This is a genomic window from Morganella morganii (assembly GCF_019243775.1).
Lineage (GTDB): Bacteria > Pseudomonadota > Gammaproteobacteria > Enterobacterales > Enterobacteriaceae > Morganella > Morganella morganii.
The window spans coordinates 2,047,429-2,072,499 of the sequence record NZ_CP069157.1 but is presented as its reverse complement, the minus strand read 5'-3'; the positions used below and the strand labels follow the sequence as shown (position 1 = coordinate 2,072,499).

28 protein-coding genes and 1 pseudogene are annotated in these 25,071 nt (G+C 51.4%); 21 read left to right on the top strand and 8 right to left on the bottom strand.

The genetic code is table 11. The features are described 5' to 3' along the window. Window positions 1-34: 34 nt before the first annotated feature. Window positions 35-601, bottom strand: coding sequence for a CoA pyrophosphatase (locus JL661_RS10030; protein ID WP_004237382.1), 567 nt, complete (start codon window positions 599-601; stop codon window positions 35-37). Then, entirely contained in the window at window positions 598-1,977 is a 1,380-nt protein-coding gene (gene pabB / locus JL661_RS10025) for an aminodeoxychorismate synthase component 1 (RefSeq protein ID WP_062771732.1), read from the bottom strand. The genes JL661_RS10030 and pabB overlap by 4 nt, the downstream gene beginning before the upstream one ends. 124 nt (window positions 1,978-2,101) lie before the next feature. Between pabB and JL661_RS10020 the strand changes: the two genes are divergently transcribed. Both JL661_RS10020 and yebF read left to right on the top strand, forming a co-directional pair. Next, on the top strand, window positions 2,102-2,296 hold the full coding sequence (locus tag JL661_RS10020) for a YoaH family protein (RefSeq protein WP_004237379.1): 195 nt from the start codon (window positions 2,102-2,104) through the stop codon (window positions 2,294-2,296). Window positions 2,297-2,436: 140 nt separating this feature from the next. Further along, window positions 2,437-2,820, top strand: a complete 384-nt coding sequence (yebF, locus tag JL661_RS10015) for a protein YebF (RefSeq protein WP_004237378.1) — start codon at window positions 2,437-2,439, stop codon at window positions 2,818-2,820. A 54-nt stretch (window positions 2,821-2,874) separates the two neighbouring features. Here the strand turns inward: yebF and JL661_RS10010 are convergent, their stop codons facing one another. Beyond that, window positions 2,875-3,108, bottom strand: a complete 234-nt coding sequence (locus tag JL661_RS10010; RefSeq protein ID WP_004239531.1) for a DNA polymerase III subunit theta — start codon at window positions 3,106-3,108, stop codon at window positions 2,875-2,877. 236 nt (window positions 3,109-3,344) lie between these two features. On the opposite strand from JL661_RS10010, the gene ftnA reads away from it, so the two are divergent. The 9 genes from ftnA (at window position 3,345) to JL661_RS09965 (ending at window position 10,736) form a co-directional block, all read left to right on the top strand. Further along, window positions 3,345-3,851 (top strand): non-heme ferritin, encoded by a 507-nt coding sequence (gene ftnA, locus JL661_RS10005; RefSeq protein ID WP_004237376.1) that lies wholly within the window; start codon window positions 3,345-3,347, stop codon window positions 3,849-3,851. A 191-nt stretch (window positions 3,852-4,042) separates the two neighbouring features. Then, window positions 4,043-4,426 (top strand): copper homeostasis periplasmic binding protein CopC, encoded by a 384-nt coding sequence (copC, locus tag JL661_RS10000; protein WP_004237375.1) that lies wholly within the window; start codon window positions 4,043-4,045, stop codon window positions 4,424-4,426. A 7-nt stretch (window positions 4,427-4,433) separates the two neighbouring features. Further along, on the top strand, window positions 4,434-5,333 hold the full coding sequence (gene copD / locus JL661_RS09995) for a copper homeostasis membrane protein CopD (RefSeq protein ID WP_049246150.1): 900 nt from the start codon (window positions 4,434-4,436) through the stop codon (window positions 5,331-5,333). Window positions 5,334-5,363: 30 nt separating this feature from the next. After that, complete coding sequence (locus JL661_RS09990; protein ID WP_036417614.1) at window positions 5,364-5,702, top strand: YebY family protein; 339 nt, start codon at window positions 5,364-5,366, stop codon at window positions 5,700-5,702. Window positions 5,703-6,080: 378 nt separating this feature from the next. Continuing rightward, window positions 6,081-6,578 (top strand): GAF domain-containing protein, encoded by a 498-nt coding sequence (locus JL661_RS09985; protein ID WP_004239524.1) that lies wholly within the window; start codon window positions 6,081-6,083, stop codon window positions 6,576-6,578. Between the two features lie 95 nt (window positions 6,579-6,673). Then, window positions 6,674-7,366: an RNA chaperone ProQ gene (proQ, locus tag JL661_RS09980; RefSeq protein ID WP_004239523.1), complete on the top strand. Its 693-nt coding sequence runs from the start codon at window positions 6,674-6,676 to the stop codon at window positions 7,364-7,366. An 18-nt stretch (window positions 7,367-7,384) separates the two neighbouring features. Then, complete coding sequence (prc, locus tag JL661_RS09975; RefSeq protein ID WP_062771729.1) at window positions 7,385-9,430, top strand: carboxy terminal-processing peptidase; 2,046 nt, start codon at window positions 7,385-7,387, stop codon at window positions 9,428-9,430. A gap of 443 nt (window positions 9,431-9,873) precedes the next feature. Further along, complete coding sequence (locus JL661_RS09970) at window positions 9,874-10,389, top strand: methylated-DNA--[protein]-cysteine S-methyltransferase (RefSeq protein WP_004237369.1); 516 nt, start codon at window positions 9,874-9,876, stop codon at window positions 10,387-10,389. After that, the gene (locus JL661_RS09965; RefSeq protein ID WP_062771726.1) at window positions 10,386-10,736 is read left to right on the top strand and encodes a DUF488 domain-containing protein; all 351 of its coding nucleotides are present in this window, start codon (window positions 10,386-10,388) and stop codon (window positions 10,734-10,736) included. Before JL661_RS09970 ends, JL661_RS09965 begins: the two co-directional genes overlap by 4 nt. A 201-nt stretch (window positions 10,737-10,937) precedes the next feature. Here JL661_RS09965 and hemB read toward each other — a convergent pair whose 3' ends face one another. Next, entirely contained in the window at window positions 10,938-11,912 is a 975-nt protein-coding gene (gene hemB, locus JL661_RS09960; protein WP_032098231.1) for a porphobilinogen synthase, read from the bottom strand. 734 nt (window positions 11,913-12,646) lie between these two features. Here hemB and JL661_RS09955 point away from each other — a divergent pair. Together JL661_RS09955 and JL661_RS09950 are read left to right on the top strand one after the other, a co-directional pair. Beyond that, complete coding sequence (locus tag JL661_RS09955) at window positions 12,647-15,340, top strand: DUF2339 domain-containing protein (RefSeq protein WP_062771723.1); 2,694 nt, start codon at window positions 12,647-12,649, stop codon at window positions 15,338-15,340. Beyond that, window positions 15,340-16,791, top strand: coding sequence for a DUF3999 domain-containing protein (locus JL661_RS09950; protein ID WP_062771720.1), 1,452 nt, complete (start codon window positions 15,340-15,342; stop codon window positions 16,789-16,791). The genes JL661_RS09955 and JL661_RS09950 overlap by 1 nt, the downstream gene beginning before the upstream one ends. Before the next feature lie 170 nt (window positions 16,792-16,961). Here the strand turns inward: JL661_RS09950 and JL661_RS09945 are convergent, their stop codons facing one another. Then, the gene (locus JL661_RS09945; protein ID WP_004237362.1) at window positions 16,962-17,183 is read right to left on the bottom strand and encodes a DUF2594 family protein; all 222 of its coding nucleotides are present in this window, start codon (window positions 17,181-17,183) and stop codon (window positions 16,962-16,964) included. 154 nt (window positions 17,184-17,337) lie between these two features. Here JL661_RS09945 and JL661_RS09940 point away from each other — a divergent pair, with 154 nt between their 5' ends. The 3 genes from JL661_RS09940 (at window position 17,338) to JL661_RS09930 (ending at window position 19,424) form a co-directional block, all read left to right on the top strand. Next, window positions 17,338-18,201, top strand: coding sequence for an NAD(P)H-hydrate dehydratase (locus JL661_RS09940; RefSeq protein ID WP_062771718.1), 864 nt, complete (start codon window positions 17,338-17,340; stop codon window positions 18,199-18,201). Window positions 18,202-18,279: 78 nt separating this feature from the next. Further along, the gene (locus JL661_RS09935) at window positions 18,280-18,708 is read left to right on the top strand and encodes a universal stress protein (protein ID WP_004239509.1); all 429 of its coding nucleotides are present in this window, start codon (window positions 18,280-18,282) and stop codon (window positions 18,706-18,708) included. A gap of 278 nt (window positions 18,709-18,986) precedes the next feature. Continuing rightward, a complete protein-coding gene (locus JL661_RS09930; protein WP_004237359.1) occupies window positions 18,987-19,424 on the top strand; it encodes a universal stress protein in 438 nt (145 codons plus the stop codon). Window positions 19,425-19,488: 64 nt separating this feature from the next. On the opposite strand, the gene JL661_RS09925 is transcribed toward JL661_RS09930, so the two are convergent. Beyond that, window positions 19,489-19,782, bottom strand: a complete 294-nt coding sequence (locus JL661_RS09925) for a DUF5339 domain-containing protein (RefSeq protein WP_004237358.1) — start codon at window positions 19,780-19,782, stop codon at window positions 19,489-19,491. A 257-nt stretch (window positions 19,783-20,039) separates the two neighbouring features. On the opposite strand from JL661_RS09925, the gene JL661_RS09920 reads away from it, so the two are divergent. Next, window positions 20,040-20,450 carry a hypothetical protein gene (locus tag JL661_RS09920; protein ID WP_032098235.1) on the top strand — a complete coding sequence of 137 codons (411 nt, stop codon included), beginning with the start codon at window positions 20,040-20,042 and terminating at the stop codon, window positions 20,448-20,450. A 26-nt stretch (window positions 20,451-20,476) separates the two neighbouring features. Here the strand turns inward: JL661_RS09920 and JL661_RS09915 are convergent, their stop codons facing one another. Next, window positions 20,477-21,115, bottom strand: a complete 639-nt coding sequence (locus JL661_RS09915) for a TetR/AcrR family transcriptional regulator (RefSeq protein WP_032098295.1) — start codon at window positions 21,113-21,115, stop codon at window positions 20,477-20,479. A gap of 205 nt (window positions 21,116-21,320) precedes the next feature. Here JL661_RS09915 and JL661_RS09910 point away from each other — a divergent pair, with 205 nt between their 5' ends. Both JL661_RS09910 and JL661_RS09905 read left to right on the top strand, forming a co-directional pair. Continuing rightward, on the top strand, window positions 21,321-22,109 hold the full coding sequence (locus JL661_RS09910; protein ID WP_004237355.1) for a threonine/serine exporter family protein: 789 nt from the start codon (window positions 21,321-21,323) through the stop codon (window positions 22,107-22,109). Beyond that, window positions 22,109-22,582 carry a threonine/serine exporter gene (locus tag JL661_RS09905; RefSeq protein WP_024472934.1) on the top strand — a complete coding sequence of 158 codons (474 nt, stop codon included), beginning with the start codon at window positions 22,109-22,111 and terminating at the stop codon, window positions 22,580-22,582. Before JL661_RS09910 ends, JL661_RS09905 begins: the two co-directional genes overlap by 1 nt. Here the strand turns inward: JL661_RS09905 and JL661_RS09900 are convergent. Further along, entirely contained in the window at window positions 22,579-22,752 is a 174-nt protein-coding gene (locus JL661_RS09900; protein WP_004237352.1) for a hypothetical protein, read from the bottom strand. The genes JL661_RS09905 and JL661_RS09900 overlap by 4 nt on opposite strands. 179 nt (window positions 22,753-22,931) lie before the next feature. Here JL661_RS09900 and JL661_RS09895 point away from each other — a divergent pair. Together JL661_RS09895 and phoH are read left to right on the top strand one after the other, a co-directional pair. Then, a pseudogene (locus JL661_RS09895) lies at window positions 22,932-23,931 on the top strand (endonuclease). A 311-nt stretch (window positions 23,932-24,242) separates the two neighbouring features. After that, entirely contained in the window at window positions 24,243-25,028 is a 786-nt protein-coding gene (phoH, locus tag JL661_RS09890; protein WP_004237350.1) for a phosphate starvation-inducible protein PhoH, read from the top strand. Window positions 25,029-25,071 lie beyond the last annotated feature (43 nt).

Genomic DNA, 25,071 nt, shown 5'->3' with positions numbered 1-25,071 from the left:
GGAAATAGGGCAGAAGTGTGAATTCGGTTACAAATCAATCATTTTTCACTTGCGTTGCGAGGCGATATAAAATACCCGCTGTTAACCCCCAAATCATCCGTCCCTCATATAAGTAAAAATAGAGGCGGCGCTCCACAGTATTGCGGGTCATATCAATGTAGCGGTAGCGGCTCAGATCGAGGGCGGCATCCAGCGGCAGCTCAAAAATATCTGACACTTCCTGCGGGTTACCGGCCAGCGGCAGATATGGCGGAATAATCCCGACCACCGGGGTGACCCGGAAGCCGGTCACACTGTCCACCGGTGCCATTTGTCCCAGTACCTGCACGGCCTGTGGCGGAATGCCGACTTCCTCACGCGCTTCGCGCAGTGCGGTGGCGATGGGGGAAATCTCGCCCGGATCTGCCGCGCCGCCGGGCAGGGCAATCTGTCCCGGATGAGAGCGCAGCGATACCGCCCGTTGTGTCAGCAGGATCCCTGGCCGGGCTTTATTGGTGATAGGCAGCAAAACGGCGGCCCGGCGATCCCGCTCACCGGCAATTTCTGCTTCGGAAGGGCGGGTTAACTGAAACCGGGGAATAAAGCGCTCAAGCGGACTCATAATATTTTCTCCGGCAGTACCGTCAGTATGCGGCCCAGTTTATCGAACGTTTCCTGGTATTCATCTGCGGCACGGCTGTCTGCGACAATCCCGCCGCCTGCCCGGCAATAAAGGTGATTATTTTCCGCAATCAGGGTTCTGATCGCGATATTGGTATCCATGGTGCCACAGGCGCTGATATAACCGACGGAGCCGCAATAGGTGTGGCGGCGGACAGGTTCGAGCTCTTCAATAATTTCCATCGCGCGGATTTTCGGCGCACCGGTAATCGAACCGCCCGGGAAGCAGGCGCGCAGTAACTGTGCTGCCCGGCATGCCGCCGGTAACTGTGCGGTGATGGTGCTGACCAGATGCCAGACTGCCGGGAACGGCTCGACCGCAAACAGTGACGGCACACTGACCGAGCCGGGAAGTGCCACCCGGCCGATATCATTGCGCATCAGATCCACAATCATCAGGTTTTCCGAGCGATCTTTCTCTGACGCGGCCAGCGCCTGTTTTTCTGCTTCGTCGGCCTTCGGATCAGCGGGATGACGCGGACGGGTGCCTTTAATCGGGCGGGTTTCTGCGGTGCCGTCTTTCAGCCACAGAAAGCGCTCCGGTGAAACCGACAGAATGGCGGCTTCCGGCAGACGGAGAAACGCGGAAAACGGTGCCCGGTTTTCGTCATTCAGCCGCAGAAACGCCTGCCATTCATCCCCTTCATACGGAGCGGAAAAACCCTGTGACAGATTGACCTGATAACAATCACCGGCCTGCAGATAGTCATGAATACGGGCAATTTTTGCGTGATATTCGGCTTCGGTCATATCGGACTGCCAGCGGCCGGTCAGGGCGAAAGGCAGACTCTCCGGTGCCTTCTGATTCTCCAGCCAGTGCAGACGCGCGGCGGGATCGGTATAGGTAATTAATGTGGCGCAGCGGCGCTGGTGGTCAACAATCACCGCCCAGTCGTAAATGCCTATGGCCATATCCGGCACCGACAGCTCATTACGTGCCAGTGACGGCAGAGACTCGGTACGCCGCCCGAGATCATAGCCCCATAATCCCATCGCGCCGCCCGCAAACGGATAGTCATCGTGCGGTTGCGGATCCAGTCCGCACTGTGTCAGCGCCGCATCCAGTAACTGAAACGGATCATCATTTTGACGGAGGCGCTGCCCCCGGCTATCTTCAGTTAAGGTCTCATCGCCTCTGGTGGTGAGTGTCATCAGGGGATCGGCGGTCAGAATATCAAAGCGGTTATGCTGATGCTGAGCACTGCCGGAGTGCAGCAGCATGGCCCACGGCTGATGCGACAGCGGGGCAAACAGGGTCAGGGCGAGACCGGGATGATAATCAAGTGGTGTCAGTACAGGTACGGAATGTGATGTCATAATTCAGTCTGTCAGTAATCTGTGTCCGGAAACTGCCGGTTATCTTATCGGAAAACAGGCGGATGCGTCCCGCCATCTTTATGAGTATAATGTGTTTTTTACTGAAATGTTATAGAAGGTGATTATGTTTACCGGAATGCCCGCGTTAAGTCATGAAGAACAGCAGGCCGCAGTTGAGCGGATCCACACCCTGATGCAGCAAGGTATGAGCAGTGGTGAGGCTATCGCACAGGTCGCGGCGGAGTTACGCGAACGGCATCACGGCGGTGAGCAGATCCGCGCGCTGTTTGATGAGGAAGATGACGACAGCGAAGAATAGAAACAAATATTTAACAAGTGTCACAATTTCCTGATAATAAATATGTTACTTTGCAGCAATAAGCATTAAGTGAAATTTAATTAAGCGCTATTGTATAAAAATGACATTTAGTCTCTTTCGGGATTAAAACAGGAGGTTTTATGAAGGCAATGAATCTGTTCACCCGTACCGGATTGGCAGGTGCAGGTATTCTGCTGGCATTCACCGTCAGCGCACAGGCTCCGGCCACGGCGGAAGTCAAAAATGAGCGTATGGTGACTTTCCCGGCGTGTGAATCGCTGAATAAAGATCAGATAGCGGCACAGGTAAAATATGACTTTGTGCAGAGCCGCTACCCGCGCTGGCAGGATGATAAAGCGCTGCTGGGCAGCAAGCCGGTTGCCTGGGTGAATGTGGCGGAAGTGACTGAGAAAGACGGTAATTACAGTGTGCCGCTGGTTGTGCGCGGCTCGAAAAAACAGGTCAGTTACACCGTTGATATCAATTGTGCGGCGAAGACCATGACATACAGTCTGCCGCAGTAATGATACTGGCTGTTAAACCGTAAAAAGGCGTGCTCAGGCACGCCTTTATTATATTCAGCGTTTGGCATTCGGCTCATACGGCAGGCGGGAAAGCCCGGCACTGCGCTGGCGGTAAAATACCAGACGTTCGGCAAAATAGGCGCGCAGGGATTCAGGCAGTGTCTGCTGCACCTGCTCGGCGATCACCGGCATGTTATAGCGCTCTTTAAAGGCGACACCGGATGCGGCTAAGTCCGCATTGATTTTATCCATCTCTTCCTGACTGAGTTCGGCAAGATTATAACTCACGATATGCTCCTGTAACGGCTGACGGCCTTAACTTAACTGAGCTGCCGCCTGACTGCAAGCCCGGATTGACGTGTATTCGGTATCCTCATAAAGAGAATGCGATTAATTCTGATTATCTTTACAAAATCATTTTGTTTTCAATATGTTGTGAATTTATTAAATAGCACTTTTCTTCCCGGCAGGAGTGTGCATAATGACCGCAGATGATGAAATAAACGACTGACAGGAGCCTGTATATGTTAAAGCCGGATATGGTCAATCAACTGAATGCCCAGCTGAATCTTGAATTTTATTCCTCAAATTTATATCTGCAGATGAGTGCATGGTGTGCAGATAAAGGCTACGAAGGTGCTGCCGCATTCCTGAAAGCGCACGCAGCGGAAGAAATGGAGCATATGCAGCGCCTGTTTAATTACCTCAGCGATACCGGCGCGATGCCGCTGCTCGGGGCCATAGATGCACCACCGTCAGAATTCAGTTCAGTGAGTGATATTTTCACCCTGACGCTGGAACATGAAAAATTAATTACTGATGAAATTAATAAGCTGGTTCATGCTGCGCTGACCTCACAGGATTACTCTACCTTTAACTTCCTGCAGTGGTATGTGGCTGAGCAGCACGAAGAAGAAAAACTGTTCAAATCTGTGCTGGATAAATTCGCAATGGTGGGTGATAGTGGTAAGTCGCTGTTCCTGCTGGATAAAGATCTGGGCCGTATGGCAAGCGAACCATCCGCAAGCTGATTATTTCTGACAGCATTATTATTTATAATATAGCCACACAATTATCATAATATACTGATATTTGTGTGGTTTTTATTTGTGTTACCGATCACAAAAAACACTCTCCGGCCTGTGAAGGTTTCCGCAATGCCCCCGGTTGCGCTAGTATGTCCCGCATAATTACATCACCTGCAAAAATGAGGCATACCATCATGTTAACCAACCTGACCGCGCACTGGCGCAAATTATCTGCTGTTGTTGTTTTATTTGTCGGTTTATCCGGCCAGCAGGCGTTTGCTCACGCTCATGTCAAAACCCTGGTTCCGGCGGCAGATGCGGCGGTGACCGGTTCACCGGAAAATATCTCTCTGGATTTTTCAGAAGGGATTGAACTGAAATTCAGTAAAATCAGTGTGAAAGATGCACAGAATAAACCTGTCGCTGCCGGAAAACCGGAGCTGGCGGAAGGGAATGATACCCGCCTGATCCTGCCGCTGACAGAAACGCTGCCGGCCGGTATCTATCACGTTGAATGGAAAGTAGTTTCTGTTGACGGGCACAAAACAAACGGTGACTATCAGTTTACGGTGAAATAAACCGGTTATGGAACTGACACCGGAAGCGCTGTTGATTATCTGCCGCTTCATTCATTTTACGGCCGTGATGCTCCTTGCGGGATGCGGCCTGTTCTCTGTTCTGCTGCCCGGTGACCGGGTGGCGCTGCTGCTGCGGGCCAGACTGCGTTATACCGCCCGCAGTGCAACTGTGTTCACGGTCCTGACAACGTTCCTCTGGCTGCTGTTACAGGCGGCACTGATGGGGGACGGCTGGGCGGATATGCAGGATCCGGATATTATCCTCGCGGTGCTTTCCACCTCTTTCGGGGAGATCTGGCGCTGGCAGCTGGTGCTTGCCGTTATTCTCTGCGGCGGACTGCTGCTGCCGTCCGGACGGGCGCAAAGCAGTCTGTTTCTGATCTGTGCTGCGGCGATGCTGGCGCTGCACGCCTTTACCGGCCACGGCATGCTGCACAGCGGCTGGACAGGGCGGCTCTATCAGTTTAATCAGGTTGTTCACCTGCTCAGTGCCGCTTACTGGTTCGGCGGGTTGTGGCCGTTCCTGGTCTGTCTGCTGATCCTGTTGCGGCGTGACACACTCGCGCAGGGACTGCCGAAAGAAGTGGTGGCAACCCTGATCCGTTTTTCAAACCTGGGGCATCTTGCTGTCTTTCTGGTACTGGCAACCGGTCTTATCAGCACCATGCTGCTGTTGCCGGACTGGCCGCAGTGGAGCGGCAGTGATTATCAGGCACTGTTATGGCTGAAAACCGGGCTGGTGCTGACGATGGTGCTGCTGGCGGTGATAAACCGTTATGCGGTGGTACCGAAAATCGCACAATCAGGCCGCTTCCGCCTGTTGATGATTAACAGCTGGGTTGAGATAATTCTCGGCACACTGGCCATTTTAATGGTGGCGATTTTTGCAACTTATCAGCCTGCATAACTCCGGACAGGCTGACAACCGGGACACACTATGAAGAAAGCTCTGGCATTTATTCCTCTTTTACTGGCAGGTGCGGCACAGGCTGCGCCGCTGAAAACCATCAGCAAGTTTGAGTTTGGTGAAAAGTGGCCGTTTACCCGTGAGGAAGTGATGATCAACTGCCGGGACGGAAATGCACTGTGGGTGATTAATCCGTCGACACTGATGTCGTATCCGCTGAATGATGTGGCGGCACAACAGGCAAAAGAGCAGAAAATAAAGGTGACTGATCTCTCAGTTATCACATTAAAACAAACCGGAGACACGGAAAAAGGCATGGATCTTACTCCGATCATTGAGGCTGCCGGTGCGCTGTGTGGTGATAAATAACACATATTAATTATGAAATTTAACGATTAATATTCGGTTATTAATTAACCATCTGAAATATAAGCCATTTAAATCAGATACATGTTAACAATTTGATAAATAAATATTTTGCATATGTAACCAAACCGACTAATCTTAATCATGTAGGTTGTACGATATTTTCAATGGCAATTTTAGCGCACGGCTCGCTATGAGCCTTTTTCCCTGGACCGGATAGAGGACTTTATCCGGTCTCTTTTTTATTCCCGCCGTTCTTCTCCCTCATTTTCACGAAAAATGCGAAAGGATTTGTAATAATCCTATAGGGCTGCCCCGTTATTTGATATAAATTAAACATTACTTTAACCGGATAATTAACCCGTAACTGTAGTGTGACACATGAATAAACTCGCGTTTTATCAGGATTTAACCCGCCGTTTAACATCGCTTATCAGTGATGAGAAAGATGTCATCGCGACACTGTCCAATGTCAGTGCCGTCCTTTTTGACGAGCTGGAACAGATAAACTGGGCCGGATTCTATCTCCTTCAGGGGGATACCCTCGTGCTGGGGCCGTTCCAGGGGAAAGTGGCCTGTGTCCGCATTCCGGTTGGTCGTGGTGTCTGCGGAACTGCGGTTGCTCAGGGGCAGGTTATCCGTGTGGATGATGTGCATGATTTCGCCGGACATATTGCCTGTGATTCGGCCAGTAACTCAGAAATAGTGTTGCCGCTCGTGGTAAATGGTCAGATTATCGGCGTACTGGATATCGACAGCCCGGTTTTTAATCGTTTTGATAATAATGATGAAATTGGTCTCAAAGCCTTGAATGACGCGCTCTGCGCACATCTGGCAACGTGCTTTATGCCGAAATATCGTGAAATGATCGCAAGTTAGGCCTCCGGGAGCATAGCATTTGTCTGTAACACTATTATAATGACGCCTGTTCATGCCTGCTGGTTGGCAAAGCACCGTTGTAATCAGGAAAATTCATGGAAAATCAACCCAAGTTGAATAGCAGTAAAGAAATTATTTCATTTTTGGCTCAGCGCTTCCCGCAATGCTTTGTGGCAGAAGGCGAAGCCCGCCCGCTGAAAATCGGCATCTTCCGCGATATCGTCAGTCGTATCACTGAAGAAGATGGTATCAGTAAAACACAGTTACGTACCGCACTGCGGATGTACACCTCCAGCTGGCGCTATCTGTACGGCGTCAAAGAAGGGGCCAAACGTGTTGACCTGGATGGTAACGATTGCGGCGATCTGGAAGCGGAACATGTTGAACATGCCCGTACCCAGTTAGCGGAAGCGAAAGCCAGAGTCCAGGCGCAGCGCGCGCAGAAACGTGAGCAGGACGGTGAGAAAAAACCGCGTCCGGCAGATAAAGCCGCCGCTGACTCCCGCCGCAGCCGTACGGATAAGCCTAAAGCGCCGCGTACCGGTAAAGCTCCGTCGCCGAAATCCGCTGATGCACCACGTAAACCACGTGCACCACGTCCCGAATCTCAGTCTGAACTGACACCAATCACTGATATTCAGGCACTGAAGGTGGGGCAGCAACTGAAGGTGACAGTCGGTTCCGGCGTTATGGATGCGCAGGTTCTCGAGATCACCAAAGACGGTGTACGTGTTCAGCTGCCTTCAGGGTTGGCAATGATCGTGCGTGCGGAACACTTAAAATTCTGATACGGAGTCAACCGAGGCATGAACAAATTTTTACCCCTGGCGTTGCTCATCGGATTTAGTTTAACCGGCAATACGATGGCAAAAACCGGCACCTCTGTGCTGCCGGATGTCAAAATCAGCCAGCTGCCGGATACTCAGCAGGCACCGGAGCACTCTACGGTCAGTGAGCGTGTGACGTCCCGGTTTCTGCATTCCCATTACCGTCAGTTTCAGCTCGACGGCGAATTTTCAGCGAAAATTCTGGAGCGTTATCTGAATCTGCTGGATTACAGCCATAACGTCTTTTTGGCGTCTGATGTGGCGAAATTCAGTAAGAACAAAGCAGATGTCGGCAATTATCTCCGCAAAGGGGAATTACAGCCGTTATACGATCTGTTTAATCTGTCACAAAAACGCCGTTTTGAGCGCTTTCAGTACGCGCTGAACCGCCTGAAGCAGCCGATGAATTTTGACGGCGACGATGTCATTGATGTGGACCGGAGCAAAGCACCGTGGCCGCAGACAGAAGCCGAGCTGGATAAACTGTGGGATGCCAAAGTCAAGTATGACTGGCTGACCCTGAAACTGTCCGGCAAAGATGACAATGAAATCAAAGAAACCCTCACCAAGCGCTATACCTATGCTCTGAAGCGTCTGACACAGACGAAAAGTGAGGATGTTTTCCAGCTGATCATGACCGCGTTTGCCCGCGAGATCGATCCGCACACCAGTTATCTCTCCCCGCGCAATACCGAGCAGTTTAACTCAGAAATGAGCCTGTCTCTGGAAGGCATTGGTGCCGTGCTGCGGATGGATGATGATTACACTGTGATTAATTCACTGGTCGCCGGTGGTCCTGCGCTGAAGAGCAAGGAACTGGCGGTCGGGGATAAAATTCTGGCTGTTGGTCAGACCGGCAAGCCGATGGTGGATGTGGTCGGCTGGCGCCTGGATGATGTGGTATCACAAATCAAAGGTGCCAAAGGCAGTAAAGTCCGCCTGGAAGTGCTGGGTGATACCAAAGGGGCCAAACCACGTATTGTGACCCTGACCCGTGAGCAGATCCGTCTGGAAGACAGAGCGGTGAAAATGACCATCAAACAGGTCGGCGACCAGAAAGTCGCAGTGCTCAATATTCCGGGTTTCTATGTGGGTCTGACCAATGACACCAAAACCCAGCTGCAGAAACTGGCCAAAGAGAAAGTGGATGCGGTGATTATCGATCTGCGCGGTAACGGCGGCGGTGCACTGACAGAAGCGGTTGATCTGTCCGGCCTGTTTATCACCAGTGGTCCGGTGGTGCAGGTGCGGGATAACAACGGCCGTGTCCGTGAAGATGCGGACAGCGATGATGTTATCTACTACAAAGGTCCGCTGGTGGTGATGGTTGACCGCCTGAGCGCATCCGCGTCTGAGATTTTCGCAGCAGCCATGCAGGATTACGGCCGTGCACTGATTGTCGGTGAACCGACCTTCGGTAAAGGTACTGTGCAGCAGCATCGCCCTGTCAGCCGTATTTATGACCAGATGCTGCGCCCTGAATGGCCGGATCTGGGCTCTGTGCAATATACTATCCAGAAATTCTACCGTATTAACGGCGGCAGTACCCAGCGTAAAGGGGTAACGCCGGATATCATTATGCCGACCGGCTTTGATAACGACGATATCGGTGAAAGCTTTGAGGATAATGCATTACCGTGGGACAGCATTGCCCCGGCGCAGTATTCACAGACAGATATTATCCGCAAAGCGGTACCTGAACTGGCTCAGAAATATCAGGAACGTTCAAAAACCGATCCGGAATTCGCTTATATTTACGAAGACCTGGCACGGTTTAAAGCCAATAAACCGACTCAGTATATTATTTCCCTGAATTACGCGAAGCGTGATAAAGAAGATAAAGAGCTGGAAGGGATTAAGCTGAAACGGATTAATGAACGTTATGCCCGTGAAGGCAAGAAACCGCTGGCAAATCTCGAGGCACTGCCGAAAGATTATGAAGGGCCGGACGCGTATCTTGATGAAACCGTTAAGATTGCAGCAGATCTGGCAAAAGTGCCGGATATCAGTAAGAGTGCGCAATAACCTGTTATTTTACGGAATAACATCAAAAAAAAAATCGACAGCATTCAGGCTGTCGATTTTTTTTGTGCCGCATAAACACAGCGGCACCGGCAATTCGTCGCGTATTAATTAAAAGAAGCGCGGTACAGAAATTGTCATAACTGCAGTGGTAATACGATCAAAAGTTGTTTTTGTGGATTTAATTAATTTAGCCATAACAATTCCTCCATTATTTCTGAAAATAATGTTCAATACTCAGGTGAACGTGTTTATCTGTTAATCTAAACTGGTACAGTTAATGTGCTGTATCGTTGGGATGTACTTTACTCATTAGTGTGAGTTCAATCAAGTTTTCACTCAAAAGAAGTTGAGCGCAATAAAATCAATTTTAACTCATAAAATATACGATTTTGTAAAGAAAACGGTACACCTGACAGTGATACACGGAAAATAAAGGAATTCTGATGATATTTCGTACACAATTCAGCACGGTACTGGGTGAAATGTCGGCCGCGGCAACAGAGCAGGGTGTTTGTTTTCTGGAATTTACAGAAGACAACCGCCGTGAAGATACCTTACAGCTGGTTTCTTCCCGGCTGAAAATGGCGGTAACAGACGGAAATCATCCTCAACTGGCGTTGCTGGAGTCACAACTGCAGGACTATTTTGCCGGTAAACGGATGATATTTACCGTTCCGCTGGTGCTGCCGGGAACGCCTTTTCAGCAAAAAGTCTGGGATGCATTATTGTCTGTGCCGTTTGGCAGCACCGTTACTTACAGTATGCTGGCGGTGTCATTATCCTCACCGCGCGCTGTCCGGGCTGTCGGGCGGGCCAACGGGATGAATCCGGTTTCCGTGCTGGTACCGTGTCACCGCGTTACCGGCAAAAACGGCGAACTGACCGGCTATGCAGGAGGAACGGACCGCAAAGCCTGGTTACTGGCTCATGAAAAACAGGTTAAAGGAGCATCAGCATGATTTTCTGTAAACGGGTTTATGATGAGGTCGCGGAAAGTGACGGTTACCGGGTACTGGTTGACCGGTTGTGGCCGCGCGGAATTAAAAAAACCGATCTGAATTACGATGAATGGAATAAGGATGTTGCGCCGGATACGGAATTACGCAAGTGGTTCCACGCTAACAGTGATCAGTTTCCGGAGTTTGAACGGCGTTACCGTGAAGAGCTGGAGAGCAGGCTGCAAAGCTGGCAACCGCTGGTGGCCAGAGCGGTGCAGGGCAATCTGACACTGTTGTTTGCGGCAAAAGATAAAGAACATAACCAGGCTAAAGTGCTGAAGGCATTTCTGGAAGAAAAATTATCCTGATGACATATCGGCGGCCTGACTGACGCGCAGGTACAGGCAGACAGGCGAACGGAAAACGTAAGCGCCACGGATGGCGCGATCCGAGCGTACAGGGATGTATTTACAGCGTTTTTTTCGTTCTGTCTGCCTGTACCGGAAGCGTCACAGCACAAAAAATCCCGGCGACCCGGGATTTTTCAGCAAAGAAGATAATTCAGCGTATCAGCTCAGGATCTTATTCTCTGCCAGGCTCAGGGCGAAATAACTGAAAATTAAATCTGCCCCGGCACGTTTGATGGAGCCGAGAGTCTCCAGTGCAACGCGGGTTTCATCAATAGCACCGGCCTGTGCAGCCAGTTTGATCATCGCGTATTCACCGCTCACCTGATAGGCCGCCAGCGGCAGATTTGAACGCTCGCGCACATCGCGCAGAATATCCAGATAAGCTCCGGCCGGTTTCACCATCAGCATATCCGCACCTTCCTGCTCATCAATCAGGGATTCACGGATAGCCTCGCGGCGGTTCATCGGATCCATCTGATAGGTTTTGCGGTCGCCTTTCAGGCAGGAACCGGCTGCATCACGGAACGGGCCGTAAAGGGCAGAGGCGAATTTGGTGGAGTAGGACACAATCCCGGTCTGATGGAACCCGGCGGCATCCAGTGCCAGACGGATAGCCCGTACCTGGCCGTCCTGGGCTGCGGAAGGCGCGATAAAATCAGCCCCTGCCTGTGCGGCAACCACTGCCTGTAACCCGAGGTTATGCAGGGTTTCGTCGTTATCGACCACGCCGTCATGCACCACACCGCAGTGCCCGTGGCTGGTGTATTCACAGAAACAGGTATCGGACATCACTACCATTTCAGGCACGGTCTCTTTGCAGATACGGGACATCCGCGCAACCAGACCATCTTCCGCCCAGGCATCACTGCCGGTTGCATCCAGATGATGTGAAACACCGAAAGTCATGACGGATTTGATACCGGCTTTGGCGATCCGCTCGATTTCGTAAGCGAGGCGCTTTTCCGGAATGCGCATAACGCCGGGCATGCTGTCGATGGCTTTATAGTCATCAGCGCCTTCTTCGACAAAAATCGGTAACGCGAGATCATTGAGGCTTAATGAGGTTTCCCGGAACAGATCACGCATCTGCGGGGTCTGACGAATTCTTCTGAGACGCTGGATGTCATGTTGCATAACGACAGTTGCTCCTTATTTCACAAAAAATAATGCGGTCAGTATAAACCTTTCAGAGGAGGATGGGGTACAGGCAGAAAAAAATAAGGCTCCGCAGAGGGAGCCTGAAAACGATGTGCGTTTATCTTCAGAATATAATACGGGCGATTTTATTGAGCTCTGAGATAAAACGTCTGATATTTTTTATTGCAGGTAACATAATTGCGTTCTTGTTTATTGCGTTCTCACAATTCGATGACATAACTTTAGCACTTTGTTGATGAGTGTCAATCTTTCTCACAAATTAAATTTAACATTTAAACTAAATTTGATTTGAACCGATACAGCTCAAAAATGCTCAGTCTGTCCGTCAGAGACGGTTACGGTAAAATGCGACCACACAGAAGGACGCGGTGACGTTGTCTAACTCTTTTAAGAAGCGGGCTAAAAATCGCATAGTGAGTGTCCTTTTATTGTTGTGATCTGTATCTCAAAATTGCCCCTTTTTGTGATAACAGTCAATATTTAAAATCCAGAAAAATGATTTTCAGTCAAAACAGGTGTGAATCCCGCGTATCAGCAGATGTTTCCGGTGTTTTAACAACGGATTAACGGGATAAAACAGCATTTTATGGTATTTGTTAAATACCCGTATTTATTCACCTGATTTTTAGCAGCATAACAGGCAGTATGTGAGATAACGGAAATTAAAAATTGTCTACACTCTAAGTTAAAGACTGAAAAACAGGATAAACATGGATTCATTACTCTTCTGGGGTTTTGTGTTAGTGGCGCTCATTGTTGTGACGCCGTTTATTGCTGTTGCGGCGCTGCGGCGCACAACGCTGCTGAAGTTGCAGGTCAGTGTTCTGACGGAGGAAACGGAATCACTGCGCCGCGAACTGGATGCCCTGACCGGCGGTCAGCCGGTAGCGGAGGCCACCGTTCAGGCCGCTGCGCTGTCTGAAGTGATCCCGCTGCAGCCGGAGCCGGAAGTGCAGTATGAACCGGTGCCGGAACCTGATCCTGTTTCTGAACCGGAACCCGTCATCGCGGCGGCGGCAATGCCGTTCCCGGCGGATACTGCAGCGGCGGAGCGCAAAAGCCCGGCGGCCAATATTCTCGAATGGCTGCTTAACGGCAATCTCCCGGCCAAAATCGGTATTCTGCTGCTGTTTATCGGCCTCTCCTATCTGCTGAAATTCAGTATCGAAAATAATATCCTGACACCGGAAGTCCGTCTGATCGGCGCGGCAATCCTGTCAGTAACACTCTTTGTTGTCGGCTGGTGTGTCCGCCATAAAAACCGGCTGTACAGCCTGATTGTTCAGGGCGGCAGCCTCGGTGCGTTTTATATCACGATATTTGCCGCCTATAAGCTTTATGAGTTCCTGCCGCTGGCCTTTGCACTGCCGCTGATGGTGGTTATCTGCCTGGCATCTGTTTTCTTTGCGGTGATACAGAACGCGGTCAGCCTGGCGGTCCTGGCTGTGATCGGCGGCTATGCGGCACCGGTGCTGCTCTCCACCGGCAGCGGTAACTATATCGCGCTGTTCTCCTATTATCTGATGCTTTCCGTCTCCATTCTGATCATGAACTACTGGCAGGGCTGGCGGGTGCTGAATATCGCCGGTTTCGCCTTTACCTTTGTGGTCGGTGTGATCTGGGGCGTGGATAACTATCAGCCGGAGTATTACCTGAACTGTCAGATCTTCATTATTCTGAATCTGGTGGTCTACGGGCTGCTGACGCAGCAATATGCACGGCATCATGTCCGGACAGATGACGGGCGAAAACAGCTGATGGTGGACTCGGTGCTGCTGTTTGCGCCGCCGGTGCTGGCGTTTTCCCTGCAATATGCCATTACGGAGCCGTTCTATCTCGGTACCGCAATGTCATCGCTGGCCTTCGGGCTGATTTATCTGCTGCTGGCGGTGGTCAGTCTGCGTCGCTTCCGTGCTGACGGGCAGCGCCTGTCGCTCGGTTTCCTGCTGCTCAGTATCGGCTTTATCTCGCTGGCGGTACCGCTGGCACTGTCGCCGCAGTGGACATCCGTGGCCTGGACGATTGAAGGGCTGGCGATACTCTGGTTCGCCTGTCTGCAAAAACAGCGGATTGTCGGCTGGAGTGCCACCGGGCTGGTGCTGCTCGGGTTTGCGTCTCTGCTCTACAGCATGGACTTTATTTACTGGTCAGAACAAAGCGTCTGGATGTATATCTTCCAGTGGGGCGGGTTGCTGGTTGCCGGGGCGCTTCATCACCATTTTCGTCTGATGAATCGCAGCAAACTGATTTCCGGACTGCTGATTATCCCGGCCATGATCACCTGGCTCTCGTGGCTGTGGATGCTGCCGTGGTTATCACCGGCGGGTGAATTACTGTCCGGTGAGGAATATGTGCTGACCGGGCTTGTGATCTCGGTCTGGAGCTGGTTCTTCCTGGCGCGCAAAGTGCAGTGGACTCAGCTGTATTACTGCATCAGTGCGCTGTGGATAGTGAGCCTGCTGATACTGTGTGACTATATCCTTACCGGAACACATGCGGCCGGTTCGCTGTACGGCGGCTTTATCTGGCTGCTGGTTATCGGCAGTATGATCACCTTTATCCGGCTGCTGCCGGAACAGGCACCGCGCATTGTCAGCAATCTGATGCATGGCGCATCACTCTGGACCGTCATCGGCCTGGTCGCCGCCGAAGTGATGTGGGCAGAAATGCAGCTGCCGTGGGGTATGGAAGAGTGGGGTTACTTTATTGCCATGCTGTCGGCGTGCGGCGTGATTTTCGTGCTTTACGCCATGCAGCGCCTGCACCGGCCGCCGATGGACAATCATGCCGCGCTGTACTGGCAGAGTGCCTATCCGCTGGCTGTGTTACTGGGGCTGGCGCTGTTTACCGGAAATATGCAGGATGGTCAGCTGTCGCTCTGGCAGTATGTGCCGCTGCTGAACCCGCTGGATGAAGCCGGGCTGTTCGGGCTTGCTGCACTGTGGTGTCTGCGTGATGCGCTGATACGGACCACACCGGCAGTGCATTTCCGGGCAGATGTGGTGCGCGGCCTGGGTATTGCCATCGCTGTGCTTGGTATCTGGTGGGCGAACGGTATTCTGATCCGCGCCCTGGCCTTTGTGGACGGCACCACATGGACAACCGTCGGGCTGCTGCAGTCCCGTCTTATTCAGACCACGCTGGCGATTGTCTGGGCACTGACTGCCGTGATCCTGATGACCTCCGCAACCCGCCGGCATAAACGCCATCTGTGGCTGGCCGGGGCGGCTGTCTTTGCCGTGGTGATTATTAAACTCTTTGTGGTTGATATGAACCAGAGCAGCGGGCTTGCCAGAGCCGGTGCATTTATCGGGGTGGCACTGCTGATACTGGTTGTGGGATATTTCTCGCCGTTACCGCCGAAAACAGGCACTGACATACAGAATAATAAGGAAGATAACTGATGATCACAGGTAAAAAGGCGGCACTGCGCCGCAAATGGCATACCGGGGCTGTGCTCCTGGCGGCGGTGCTGACATCGGTGACGACCCTTTCGCGGGCGGATACCCCGGCGAAGACACTGAATGATTTTAATCAGGGGGCGGAATTACAGCTCCGGGCGGAGAATGCCCCATTTTACCGGCTGACAGTCCCGGATAATGTCTGGCTCAACAGTGCCTGGCCGGATCTGCGGGATATCCGTATCTTTGACAGCTCCGGTACGCCGGTGCCGATGTCACTGACGGCGGCGAAGCAGGTACAAGATGAAAGCGCGCGTGTCCGCTTCGTTATCTATCCGCTGTCACAAAGCCGGACGGAAGAGCAGGATGGCAACCGCAAAATCCGCCTGAAAGCGGATAACGGTACAGAACTGACGATTTACAATGATAATGCGGACAGCCTGGCGCGTCCGTCCACCGCGACTTACCTGCTGGTGCCGGATAACAAACAGCAGCTCCCGCTGCCGCTGCGGGAAGTCACACTGAACTGGCCGCAGCAGACCGGTAATATGCAGGCCAAAGCCTCACTGTTCAGCAGCGATGACAAACAGAACTGGTCGCCGGTGATCCTCGATGTGCCGCTGATGGATCTGAAATCCGGTGAGGATACGCTGCTGGCACAGCAGATAAAAATTCCGGGCTATATCAGCGGTGATGAAAGCAGGGCGAAATACTGGCTGCTTTCCGTTACCGGAGATAACAATCAGGCACCACCGCAAATCACCACCGCAGAAGGGATGAGTTCCCGGACTGTGGAGCGCCGTGAGGTGAACCGTTTTGATTTTGTGCCTGCGGAGGACACTGACGGCAGTATGATTTACAGTCTGCCGAATACCCAGAGTCTCAGCCGTCTGGATTTTCATATTGACCGGGAAAATACGGTGCTGCCGGTACGGGTAGAATACCGGAGTGGTACAGAAGGGAACTGGCTGCCGCTGGATAATAAAGTGCTTTATTCACTGGTGTCGGATGATGCGGAAAACCGCAACAGTAACATCCGGCTGAATGATCTGCCGGTCCGCCAGGTCAGACTGACCGCGATTAACAGCAGCTGGCGCGGGACACCACCGAAGGTCACCGGGGTTAAATATGCACAATATCTGACCTTCAACGCCCAGGGCTCTGCGCCGTATCTGCTGGTATGGGGGGCGCATGATGCCAATGCGGTATTTTTACCGCTGTCCCAGCTTCTGCCGGGCAATAATCTGAATAGTCAGGATGCGATTCCGCGGGCTGATGTGTCAGAAAAAGTGGTCACACTGGGCGGGGAAGCGAAGTTACTGCCTGAACCGGAAGCCCCGCCGCCGTTTGCCTGGAAAACCTGGCTGTTATGGGGTGTGCTGGTGGCTGGTGTGGTAATACTCGGATTATTTGCTGTCCGCCTGCTGAAAGAAATGAAAACGGAACAGAAATAACCGTACAGCATAAAAAAAGTCCGCACGTTGTATAACAGCGTGCGGACAGAAACGAAAATAAAAAAGAAAGGGTATTTAGTACAGGAACATTATCCTGACACAAACAGCGGCCTCTCTCTTTAGCGATTCGTTGCATTATCCCCGGACAGCATTAATTGCCAGGCCGGAAATTATTTCCGGTACTCAGTTTTAATCTGGGCAATGGTATTTTTAAAGGTACCTGACAGATGCTCATCATCAATTTCGCTGATCTGGCGTTCCATATTGACGATAATACGGCCGGCATCCGCCTGACCCACCGCCTTCAGTAAATATGTCACCAGTGCTTTTAAGCAGGTCACTTCCGCAGCCAGTGTTTCAGTATCGTTTTCAGTTTTAAATGCGTTATTCATGGTTAACCTCAACCGTTATATTTATCAGTCCCGGATATATCAGCCGCAAAGAATACCAGATCTGCCCGTCACTGCTCTACCTTCTTTTTTATTTTCCCGTTATGCTGATAAACAGGGTGCGTTCATTATCCGCTGAAAAAGGCAAAATAATCATATGAATATTATTGATATCAATGCCATAACCCGCGATTACCCGGCATTAAAAACACCGGGCCCGGAAGACAGTCATAAAGGCACATTCGGTACCCTCGGGATCACCGGCGGGGCGGCCGGAATGACCGGTGCGGTTATTCTGGCCGGATGTGCCGCCCTGAAAACCGGATGCGGCAAAGTGATCCTGGGGTTTAATCAGCCGCAGTTGCCGGTGCCGTTTGTTGAGAATGCACCGGAGCTGATGCTGCGTACTGCCCGCGCCCTTGCGGATGATCCGGCGCTGACCGCACAGGTTACCGGTCCGGGACTGGGGCAGAGTACAGAGAGCCGGGCGCTGGCGGAAGCGGCGTTTATGCAGACCGGTAAACCACAGGTGCTGGATGCGGATGCACTGAATATTCTGGCCGCCACGCCGGGTATCGCGCTGGATGATAACTGTGTGATAACCCCGCATCCGCAGGAAGCCGCCCGTCTGCTGCATACCACCGTGGCGGATATTCAGGCGGATCGCCCGGCGGCAGTGCTGGCGCTGGCAGCTCAGTATCACTGCTGGGCGGTGCTGAAAGGGCACCGCAGCCTGATTGCCTCACCGGACGGTGAGCTATGGTGTAATCACAGTGGTAACCGCGGGCTGGCGACTGCCGGCAGCGGGGATGTGCTATCCGGTATTATCGGTAGTCTGCTGGCACAACGGCTGCCGGTGCAGGAAGCGGTTTGTGGCGGGGTCTGGCTGCACGGCGCGGCGGCAGATGAATGTGTGGCCGCCGGTATCGGCCCTGCCGGATTAACTGCTCATGAAATTATTGATTATGTGCGGTTAATCCGTAACCGCCTGATAACAGAAATGCCGGGTAATAAGAGTTAACGGTATCAATCTCACAGATATTTTTCGCTCTGTTTAATATAGTGACAATATATCGCATGATTTATTCAAGGAGGCAGTATGTATAATACAATTTTGGTTCCTATCGATATTTCAGAAGAAGAACTGACCAGTAAGGCTGTCCGCCATGCACTCTATCTGGCGAAAGAAACAGGGGCTAAGCTGCATATTGTCCATGTCCTGCCGATCTCATCCGCGATTATTAATGCGTATGCGCTGGGTTATATGGAGATAAAAGATAAAGCGACCATTAAAGCGGAAGAAGATCTTCATATGCTGATGGATTCTATTGATCTGCCGCCGGAGCGTCTTGCTTACACTATTACGTTCGGTTCGCCGCGTGATGAAATTATCCAGGCAGCGGAAGAGGTAAAAGCCGATATTATTGTTATCGGCTCCCGCCGTCCGAATATCTCCACTCATTTGCTGGGCTCGACTGCCGGCGGTGTTGTCCGTTACGCACCGGTTTCAGTAATGGTTGTCCGCTGATGTAATCTGTATCCGGTGGTATCGATGATGCCACCGGTATTTTTTGTTCTTCCTGCCGTCATCCCCGCTACTCATAAAAGAATCATTCTCTTCTTGCTGGTTATCTGCCTGTCTCATACGAAAATACAGAGGAATAATACGTGGTATAGCCGGATTTTTTTCCGGATAGAAAACACAAAATCATAAAAAGGCAGTGAAATTTTATCCCGGCACGGCGGTTTCCTGTTTATTGCCTATACTTAATTCAAATACACATTGAACTGACAATGAGGGATGGTATGTATAAAACGATATTAGTTCCTATTGATGTGACAGAAGATGTACTGACGAGTAATGCCCTGAAACACGCGATTTATCTGGCAAAGATGTCACAGGCGAAACTGATGTTGTTTCACTCTGTACCGGATATTTCGAAATTCTCAATAAGCTATAATTACCACTATGAATTGCTGAACTCATTTGCGGAAAAAGCCGTTGCCCGTTCAAAAGATGAGTTAAAAGCGATTGCCGAAAAAGTGGATTTACCGGCAGAGCAGGTCAGTTATTTTGTGGATTACGGCACGCCGAGAGATAAAGTGCTGGCAAAAGCAAAAGAGATCCATGCTGATTTGATTGTTGTCGGTTCGCGTCACCCGAGTATTTCAACCCATCTGCTGGGGTCAACCGCCTCCGGGATTGTGGCACATGCGCAGGTTTCCGTACTGGTTGTCCGCTGAATATTAAGTATAACGATAAAAACCAAAAGGTCCGCAAACGCGGACCTTTTTCGTGAAAACAGAATTACTGTTTCGCCATCGATGCTTTGAATTCCTTCAGTGCATCAAGGCCCTGCTGACACGCCATGTCCTGAGTCTCTTCCGGTACAGATTTAATCTGTGTTTTTGCGGTTTCCAGCTGCTGTTTCATGGCAGTGATCTGTGCAGTCGCATCAGCATCACCTTTGGCTTCCTGCTCTGCCAGTTTGACCATTTCGTCGATTTCAGTGAAATATTCATCACAGACTTTGCTGGCATTGGCAGCAAAAGCAGTAACAGAGAACAGGCATCCCAGGGTAATTAGTGTCAGCTTTTTCATTATAGACCTTATGTTGTAGGCAGGAACGGATATGAATAATTAATCAATATGCCCCGAAATATCATGGAATATATATAAGAATAAGATGAATCTCAGAATAATTACTTACTTTATGCATAAGAATAACACAGCCCGGCACCTGCGGGCAGATAATGCGCAATTTGTGCTGATGCAATTGAAACGCATTCTTATTTGTTGACAGGTTTCTGCCGGAATAATAATGTACTGATAAATACAAAAAGGGTTACGGAGTTATTATGTCAGCAGTTAATTTTGTTCATATGGATACAGGCGCCTTCCCGGTGGTGATAATGCAGTCATTCCCGGAAAATATGGCACAAACAGAACAGTGGGTGAAAGAGCTGGATGCGCTGCTGGACAAGCAGACACCGTTCGCATTAATTTACCCGCCGAAAGACGGGCCGGAAAAGCCGGATACACAGGAAGATATGGATGCGCGTAAGTATGTCCGCCGCTGGCTGAAAACCGGAAAAGAGAAAATGGCGGCATATTGCAATGTGATGATCCTGACGGTCAATCAGGAAACCGGGGATAAAGCGGAGCTGGAGAAATTCGCGCCGATGGCCGGTGCAGTCTACGGTGTGCCGGTGTTTGTTGCTGATGACATGGCAGCGGCGCGGGCAAAGGCGGCAGAAGTGACCGCCTGAAGGGAGATGCTAATGATAACCGCTGCTCATTGGGGGGTTAATGTGTGGCGGAGGTAACAGGCCGTTATCTCCACAGATAACGGCAGCTGTTTTTCAATAAATTCCGCCGTTGGCTTGTTATGACGATGACTGAAAACCGGCAGATACAGGTCGGCTTTCAGCATTTCCAGAAAACGGGCGGCAACGGCCAGCAATGTTTCCTCAGTCGCGGTGATGCCGGGCAGTGCTTTCAGCCCGGCCGCCAGTTGTTGTGCGGCACGCAGCGGACCGGCGCGGTAAAATTGTTCACTGATTTGCGGGAAGCGTTGTGATTCCGCCAGAATCAGCTGATATAAGCCGAGTGACTGCGGGTGAACAATACTGTACAGGTAGCGTCTGCCGCTGGTGTATAACAGTGTCTCTGCATCGGGTGCTGTTTCCGGTTTTTCCTCTTCATTATCCTCAAAAATTCCGCTGATAAGATGGTCTATAACGGCCAGAAACAATGCTTCTTTCCCGCCAAAAGAGGTATACAGAGTGGAACGTGACCCGCCGGACTGTTCAATTATCATATCCAGAGTCGTGCCTTCGTAACCATGAAGGATAAAAACATCCGCAGCGGCGGTGAGAATGGCATGACGGCGGCGCTGCCCTTTCGGGGTTAATGGTGACGGGGTGGATGACATAACAGATACAGGCTCCTGTGGCAGTGATATGTCCTGATTTAACCACGCCGCGCAGGATTGCTCAATAGCCTGTTTCCCTGCCATACTGCAATTACGGCATAGTAAGACTATTTATTATCAAACTATTGATCAAACCCAGTGAGTTGTTAATACAAAGAATTAGAATAGCGGGAAAGTCGGACCATCAACGGTTAACGGTAAAATTATGGGACAGGGGAAAGAGATTACACAGGATATGCAGCGGGCTATCACCCGCCTGTGTATCGAGTGCGGGTTGCTGCTGTTACAGCACGGTGCGGAAAGCATGCTGGTGGAGGAGCTGGCGGGACGGACAGGGAAGGCTCTGGGAGCTGACCAGGTGGATTGCGCCATCTCGGCGAATGCCATTGTGCTGACCACGATCATTGACGGGCATTGCCTGACATCCACCCGCAAGGTGGTCGATCGCGGTATTAATATGCATATCGTCACAGAAGTGCAGCATGTGGTGATCCTCGCGGAGCACGGTCATCTTGACTGCAAAGGGGTGCAGAAAAAATTCGCTCATATGAAACCACTGCGCTATCCGCGCTGGGTGATGGTGCTGATGGTGGCGCTGTCCTGTGCCTGTTTCTGTAAGCTGAATAACGGCGGCTGGGACGGGGCGGTGATTACCTTTGCCGCCAGCGGTTGTGCGATGTATGTCCGTCAGGTGCTGACCGCACGGCATATGAACCCGCTGATTAACTTCTGTTTTACGGCGTTTGTTGCCACGATGGTGGCCGGAATGATGCTGAAAATTCCGCTGTTTTCGGCAACGTCCGGCATTGCTATGGCGGCGAGTGTGCTGCTGCTGGTGCCGGGTTTTCCGCTGATCAACGCGGTTGCGGACATGTTCAAAGGGCATGTTAACACCGGCCTTGCCCGCTGGGCGATGGCAAGCCTGCTCACCCTGGCAACCTGTATCGGTATTTTTACCGCGATCACACTCGGCAGCCTGAGGGACTGGATATGATGACGGTACTCTCTTTTCTGGCTGCACTGGCGCAGGATATGCTGCTGGCAGCTATTCCGGCGGCAGGGTTTGCCATGGTATTCAACGTGCCGAAACGGGCACTGAAATACTGCGCACTGCTGGGGGCGATAGGTCACGGCAGCCGGTTTATGCTGATTGCCGCCGGTTTTGACATCGTTGCCGCCACATTCTGGGCATCGGTGCTGGTGGGGATCATCGGTATTCAGTGGTCCCGCTGGTGGCTGGCACACCCGAAAGTCTTTACCGTAGCGGCCATAATCCCGATGTTTCCGGGTATTAATGCCTATATGGCAATGCTGGCGGTGATCAAACTGTCACAGTCCGGTTTTACCCCGGAACTGCTGGAGATGCTGGTGAGCAATTTCCTGCGGGCGGGCTTTGTGGTCGGCGCGTTGTCTATCGGGCTGTCTGTTCCCGGTTTGTGGTTGTACCGCAAGCGTCCGCGCGTTTAACTGATACGGGTCAGATTCAGGATAATGTCCATAACCGGTTTATCGGTCACACTAATCTGAATCTGCACCCGGTTGCGGCTTTCCTGCACACGGACATCAACCTCATTATCATCGTAGGCACAGGCGGTGCCGACTATTTCTTCTATCATCTCATCGACCAGCGGATGCATCGTTATTCTCCGGAATTCGTATTGATGGCTGCGTAGTATAACGTTTTGAATTAAAACCATTCTGTAAAAAAACACCCTGAAATTGTCTTATCCGGCGGATTGACAGATTAATAAAAAATCTGTGGCGATAATTCCCGCACGGCGTGGCATAATTGCCACCCCTGGTATTCTGTTGGTTTATGATTTATATGCGTATTTTTCAATCATTTCGTGTTTCATTATTCTTGTTGTGTGTTATTACGTCTGCGGTATTTGCAGCTGCGCCGGAACGGTTTGACGAGGCCAAAATAGTGGCCCGTGAAAAAATTTATTACGACCAGAACCGTAACCCGCAGGGGGAAGGAACACTGTATTGCGGCTGTCAGTGGGAGTGGACCGGAAAATCCGGCGGCCGGGTGGATCTGAACAGCTGCGGTTACCGTGTACGGTCACAGCTGACCCGCGCAGAGCGGATTGAGTGGGAGCATATTGTTCCTGCCTGGGTGTTCGGGCATCAGCGTCAGTGCTGGCAGAACGGCGGGCGCAAAAACTGTGTCAGTGAGGACCCGGTCTTCCGTGCAATGGAAGCAGATCTCCACAACCTGGCGCCGTCTGTCGGCGAAGTCAACGGGGATCGCAGTAATTTTCGTTACGGGATCGCACGCGGCGCCGGTTCACAGAGCTACGGGCAGTGCACCAGCCGGGTGGATTTTAAGCAGCGGGTTTTCGAGCCGCGCGATGAAGTCAAAGGCGAGGTGGCGCGGGTCTGGTTCTATATGCATGACCGCTACGATCTGGCAATGTCAGAACAGCAGCAGAAATTACTGATGGTGTGGGACAGCGAATTTCCGCCGTCTGCCGCCGAGCGGGAACGGGATCGCCGTATCCGTGCGGTTACCGGGCAGTCAAACCCGTTTGTGACCGGCGAACGCCGCTGGGAGCCGGGGCATATCAACAGTGCTGACGGTATTTTTACCCGCCTGCCGTCCGTGCCGGTGACACCGGTAAACGTACCGCCGCAGGCAGAAAAAAAAGTCTGAAAATCAGCGTATCCGCGGTAACCGTAACAGTAAGATTTACCACTTTCCGGATTGCCCGGGCTATAACCGGATCAGCAGTAAAAATGTTGAAATGTTCCCTGATGCCGCTTCTGCACAGGCCGCAGGCTATAGTATGGCGAAGAACTGCAAAGCACGCTGATGTGCGGCGGATAACAGAAATGTGGCAAAAATGTTAAATATCCGCCGATTTTAATTGCTGAAAAGAAAGTATTGTCATTATACTGTCACAAAGTCAGTTTAGTGTTCGCTTTAGTTTGTCATCTGAGGATAACGAATGCGACATACAGACGAACGACAGTACCGGCCGGTGATAAATACCCTGAACAACAGGGCGGATTTATCACCGGCTTTTTTTTTATCTGAATGTTCACTCATGGCTTGAAGGGAGCCGCCGGTTGCCAACTCACTGTTTCAGTTATTCCGTCATCAGAAATCAACAGGATTAAGATTATGGGCAGACAAAAAGCGGTAGTCAGAGCACGCAAAGAGGCAAAACGAATGAGCCGGAAAGAGTCGCGCAGGGCACGTTTTAATGATGATAATGTGGCGGTTTTTATCCCGGCGGGCGGGGTGGAAGCTATCGGCATGGCGCGGGAAAAACGCGACAACAGTGCTGTTTTACCGCGAAATGATGCACAGGATAAATACATCAGAGCGATAGCGCATAAACAACTGATTATTGCCAACGGCGAGGCCGGATGCGGCAAAACCTTTATCAGTACCGCACTGGCGGCAGATGCACTGATCAATAAGGAAATCGAGCGGATTATTGTCACCCGTCCGGTGTTACAGGCGGAAGAGGATCTGGGCTTTCTGCCCGGAGATATCAGTGAAAAATTCGCGCCGTATTTCCGGCCGGTGTATGACGTTCTGGTGAAACGGATGGGGGCTTCATTTTTACAGTATTGTCTGCGTCCGGAGATAGGTAAGGTGGAAATTGCACCGTTTGCCTACATGCGCGGACGAACCTTTGAGAATGCGGTGGTGATCCTCGATGAAGCACAGAACGTAACTGTCACACAAATGAAAATGTTCCTGACCAGGATGGGGGAGAATGTGACAGTGATTGTCAACGGTGATGTCAGTCAGTGTGATTTACCGGGCAATGTCCCGTCCGGGCTGGCCGATGTGCTGCGCCGTTTCCGGGATGACGATATGGTATCAGTGGTGTCTTTCACGCAGGATGACTGTGTGCGTTCGTCACTCTGTCTGCGGGCATTGCAGGCTTATAACTGAGTACAGGGGCTGCGGCGGCAGACACCGCCGCAGCCTGTTTATT

Coding starts and splice junctions, on each gene's coding strand:
- JL661_RS10030 (WP_004237382.1), bottom strand. CDS start 601: ATGAGTCCGCTTGAGCGCTTTATTCCCCGGTTTCAGTTAACCCGCCCT.
- pabB (WP_062771732.1), bottom strand. CDS start 1,977: ATGACATCACATTCCGTACCTGTACTGACACCACTTGATTATCATCCC.
- JL661_RS10020 (WP_004237379.1), top strand. CDS start 2,102: ATGTTTACCGGAATGCCCGCGTTAAGTCATGAAGAACAGCAGGCCGCA.
- yebF (WP_004237378.1), top strand. CDS start 2,437: ATGAAGGCAATGAATCTGTTCACCCGTACCGGATTGGCAGGTGCAGGT.
- ftnA (WP_004237376.1), top strand. CDS start 3,345: ATGTTAAAGCCGGATATGGTCAATCAACTGAATGCCCAGCTGAATCTT.
- copC (WP_004237375.1), top strand. CDS start 4,043: ATGTTAACCAACCTGACCGCGCACTGGCGCAAATTATCTGCTGTTGTT.
- copD (WP_049246150.1), top strand. CDS start 4,434: ATGGAACTGACACCGGAAGCGCTGTTGATTATCTGCCGCTTCATTCAT.
- JL661_RS09990 (WP_036417614.1), top strand. CDS start 5,364: ATGAAGAAAGCTCTGGCATTTATTCCTCTTTTACTGGCAGGTGCGGCA.
- JL661_RS09985 (WP_004239524.1), top strand. CDS start 6,081: ATGAATAAACTCGCGTTTTATCAGGATTTAACCCGCCGTTTAACATCG.
- proQ (WP_004239523.1), top strand. CDS start 6,674: ATGGAAAATCAACCCAAGTTGAATAGCAGTAAAGAAATTATTTCATTT.
- prc (WP_062771729.1), top strand. CDS start 7,385: ATGAACAAATTTTTACCCCTGGCGTTGCTCATCGGATTTAGTTTAACC.
- JL661_RS09970 (WP_004237369.1), top strand. CDS start 9,874: ATGATATTTCGTACACAATTCAGCACGGTACTGGGTGAAATGTCGGCC.
- JL661_RS09965 (WP_062771726.1), top strand. CDS start 10,386: ATGATTTTCTGTAAACGGGTTTATGATGAGGTCGCGGAAAGTGACGGT.
- hemB (WP_032098231.1), bottom strand. CDS start 11,912: ATGCAACATGACATCCAGCGTCTCAGAAGAATTCGTCAGACCCCGCAG.
- JL661_RS09955 (WP_062771723.1), top strand. CDS start 12,647: ATGGATTCATTACTCTTCTGGGGTTTTGTGTTAGTGGCGCTCATTGTT.
- JL661_RS09950 (WP_062771720.1), top strand. CDS start 15,340: ATGATCACAGGTAAAAAGGCGGCACTGCGCCGCAAATGGCATACCGGG.
- JL661_RS09945 (WP_004237362.1), bottom strand. CDS start 17,183: ATGAATAACGCATTTAAAACTGAAAACGATACTGAAACACTGGCTGCG.
- JL661_RS09940 (WP_062771718.1), top strand. CDS start 17,338: ATGAATATTATTGATATCAATGCCATAACCCGCGATTACCCGGCATTA.
- JL661_RS09935 (WP_004239509.1), top strand. CDS start 18,280: ATGTATAATACAATTTTGGTTCCTATCGATATTTCAGAAGAAGAACTG.
- JL661_RS09930 (WP_004237359.1), top strand. CDS start 18,987: ATGTATAAAACGATATTAGTTCCTATTGATGTGACAGAAGATGTACTG.
- JL661_RS09925 (WP_004237358.1), bottom strand. CDS start 19,782: ATGAAAAAGCTGACACTAATTACCCTGGGATGCCTGTTCTCTGTTACT.
- JL661_RS09920 (WP_032098235.1), top strand. CDS start 20,040: ATGTCAGCAGTTAATTTTGTTCATATGGATACAGGCGCCTTCCCGGTG.
- JL661_RS09915 (WP_032098295.1), bottom strand. CDS start 21,115: ATGTCATCCACCCCGTCACCATTAACCCCGAAAGGGCAGCGCCGCCGT.
- JL661_RS09910 (WP_004237355.1), top strand. CDS start 21,321: ATGGGACAGGGGAAAGAGATTACACAGGATATGCAGCGGGCTATCACC.
- JL661_RS09905 (WP_024472934.1), top strand. CDS start 22,109: ATGACGGTACTCTCTTTTCTGGCTGCACTGGCGCAGGATATGCTGCTG.
- JL661_RS09900 (WP_004237352.1), bottom strand. CDS start 22,752: ATGCATCCGCTGGTCGATGAGATGATAGAAGAAATAGTCGGCACCGCC.
- phoH (WP_004237350.1), top strand. CDS start 24,243: ATGGGCAGACAAAAAGCGGTAGTCAGAGCACGCAAAGAGGCAAAACGA.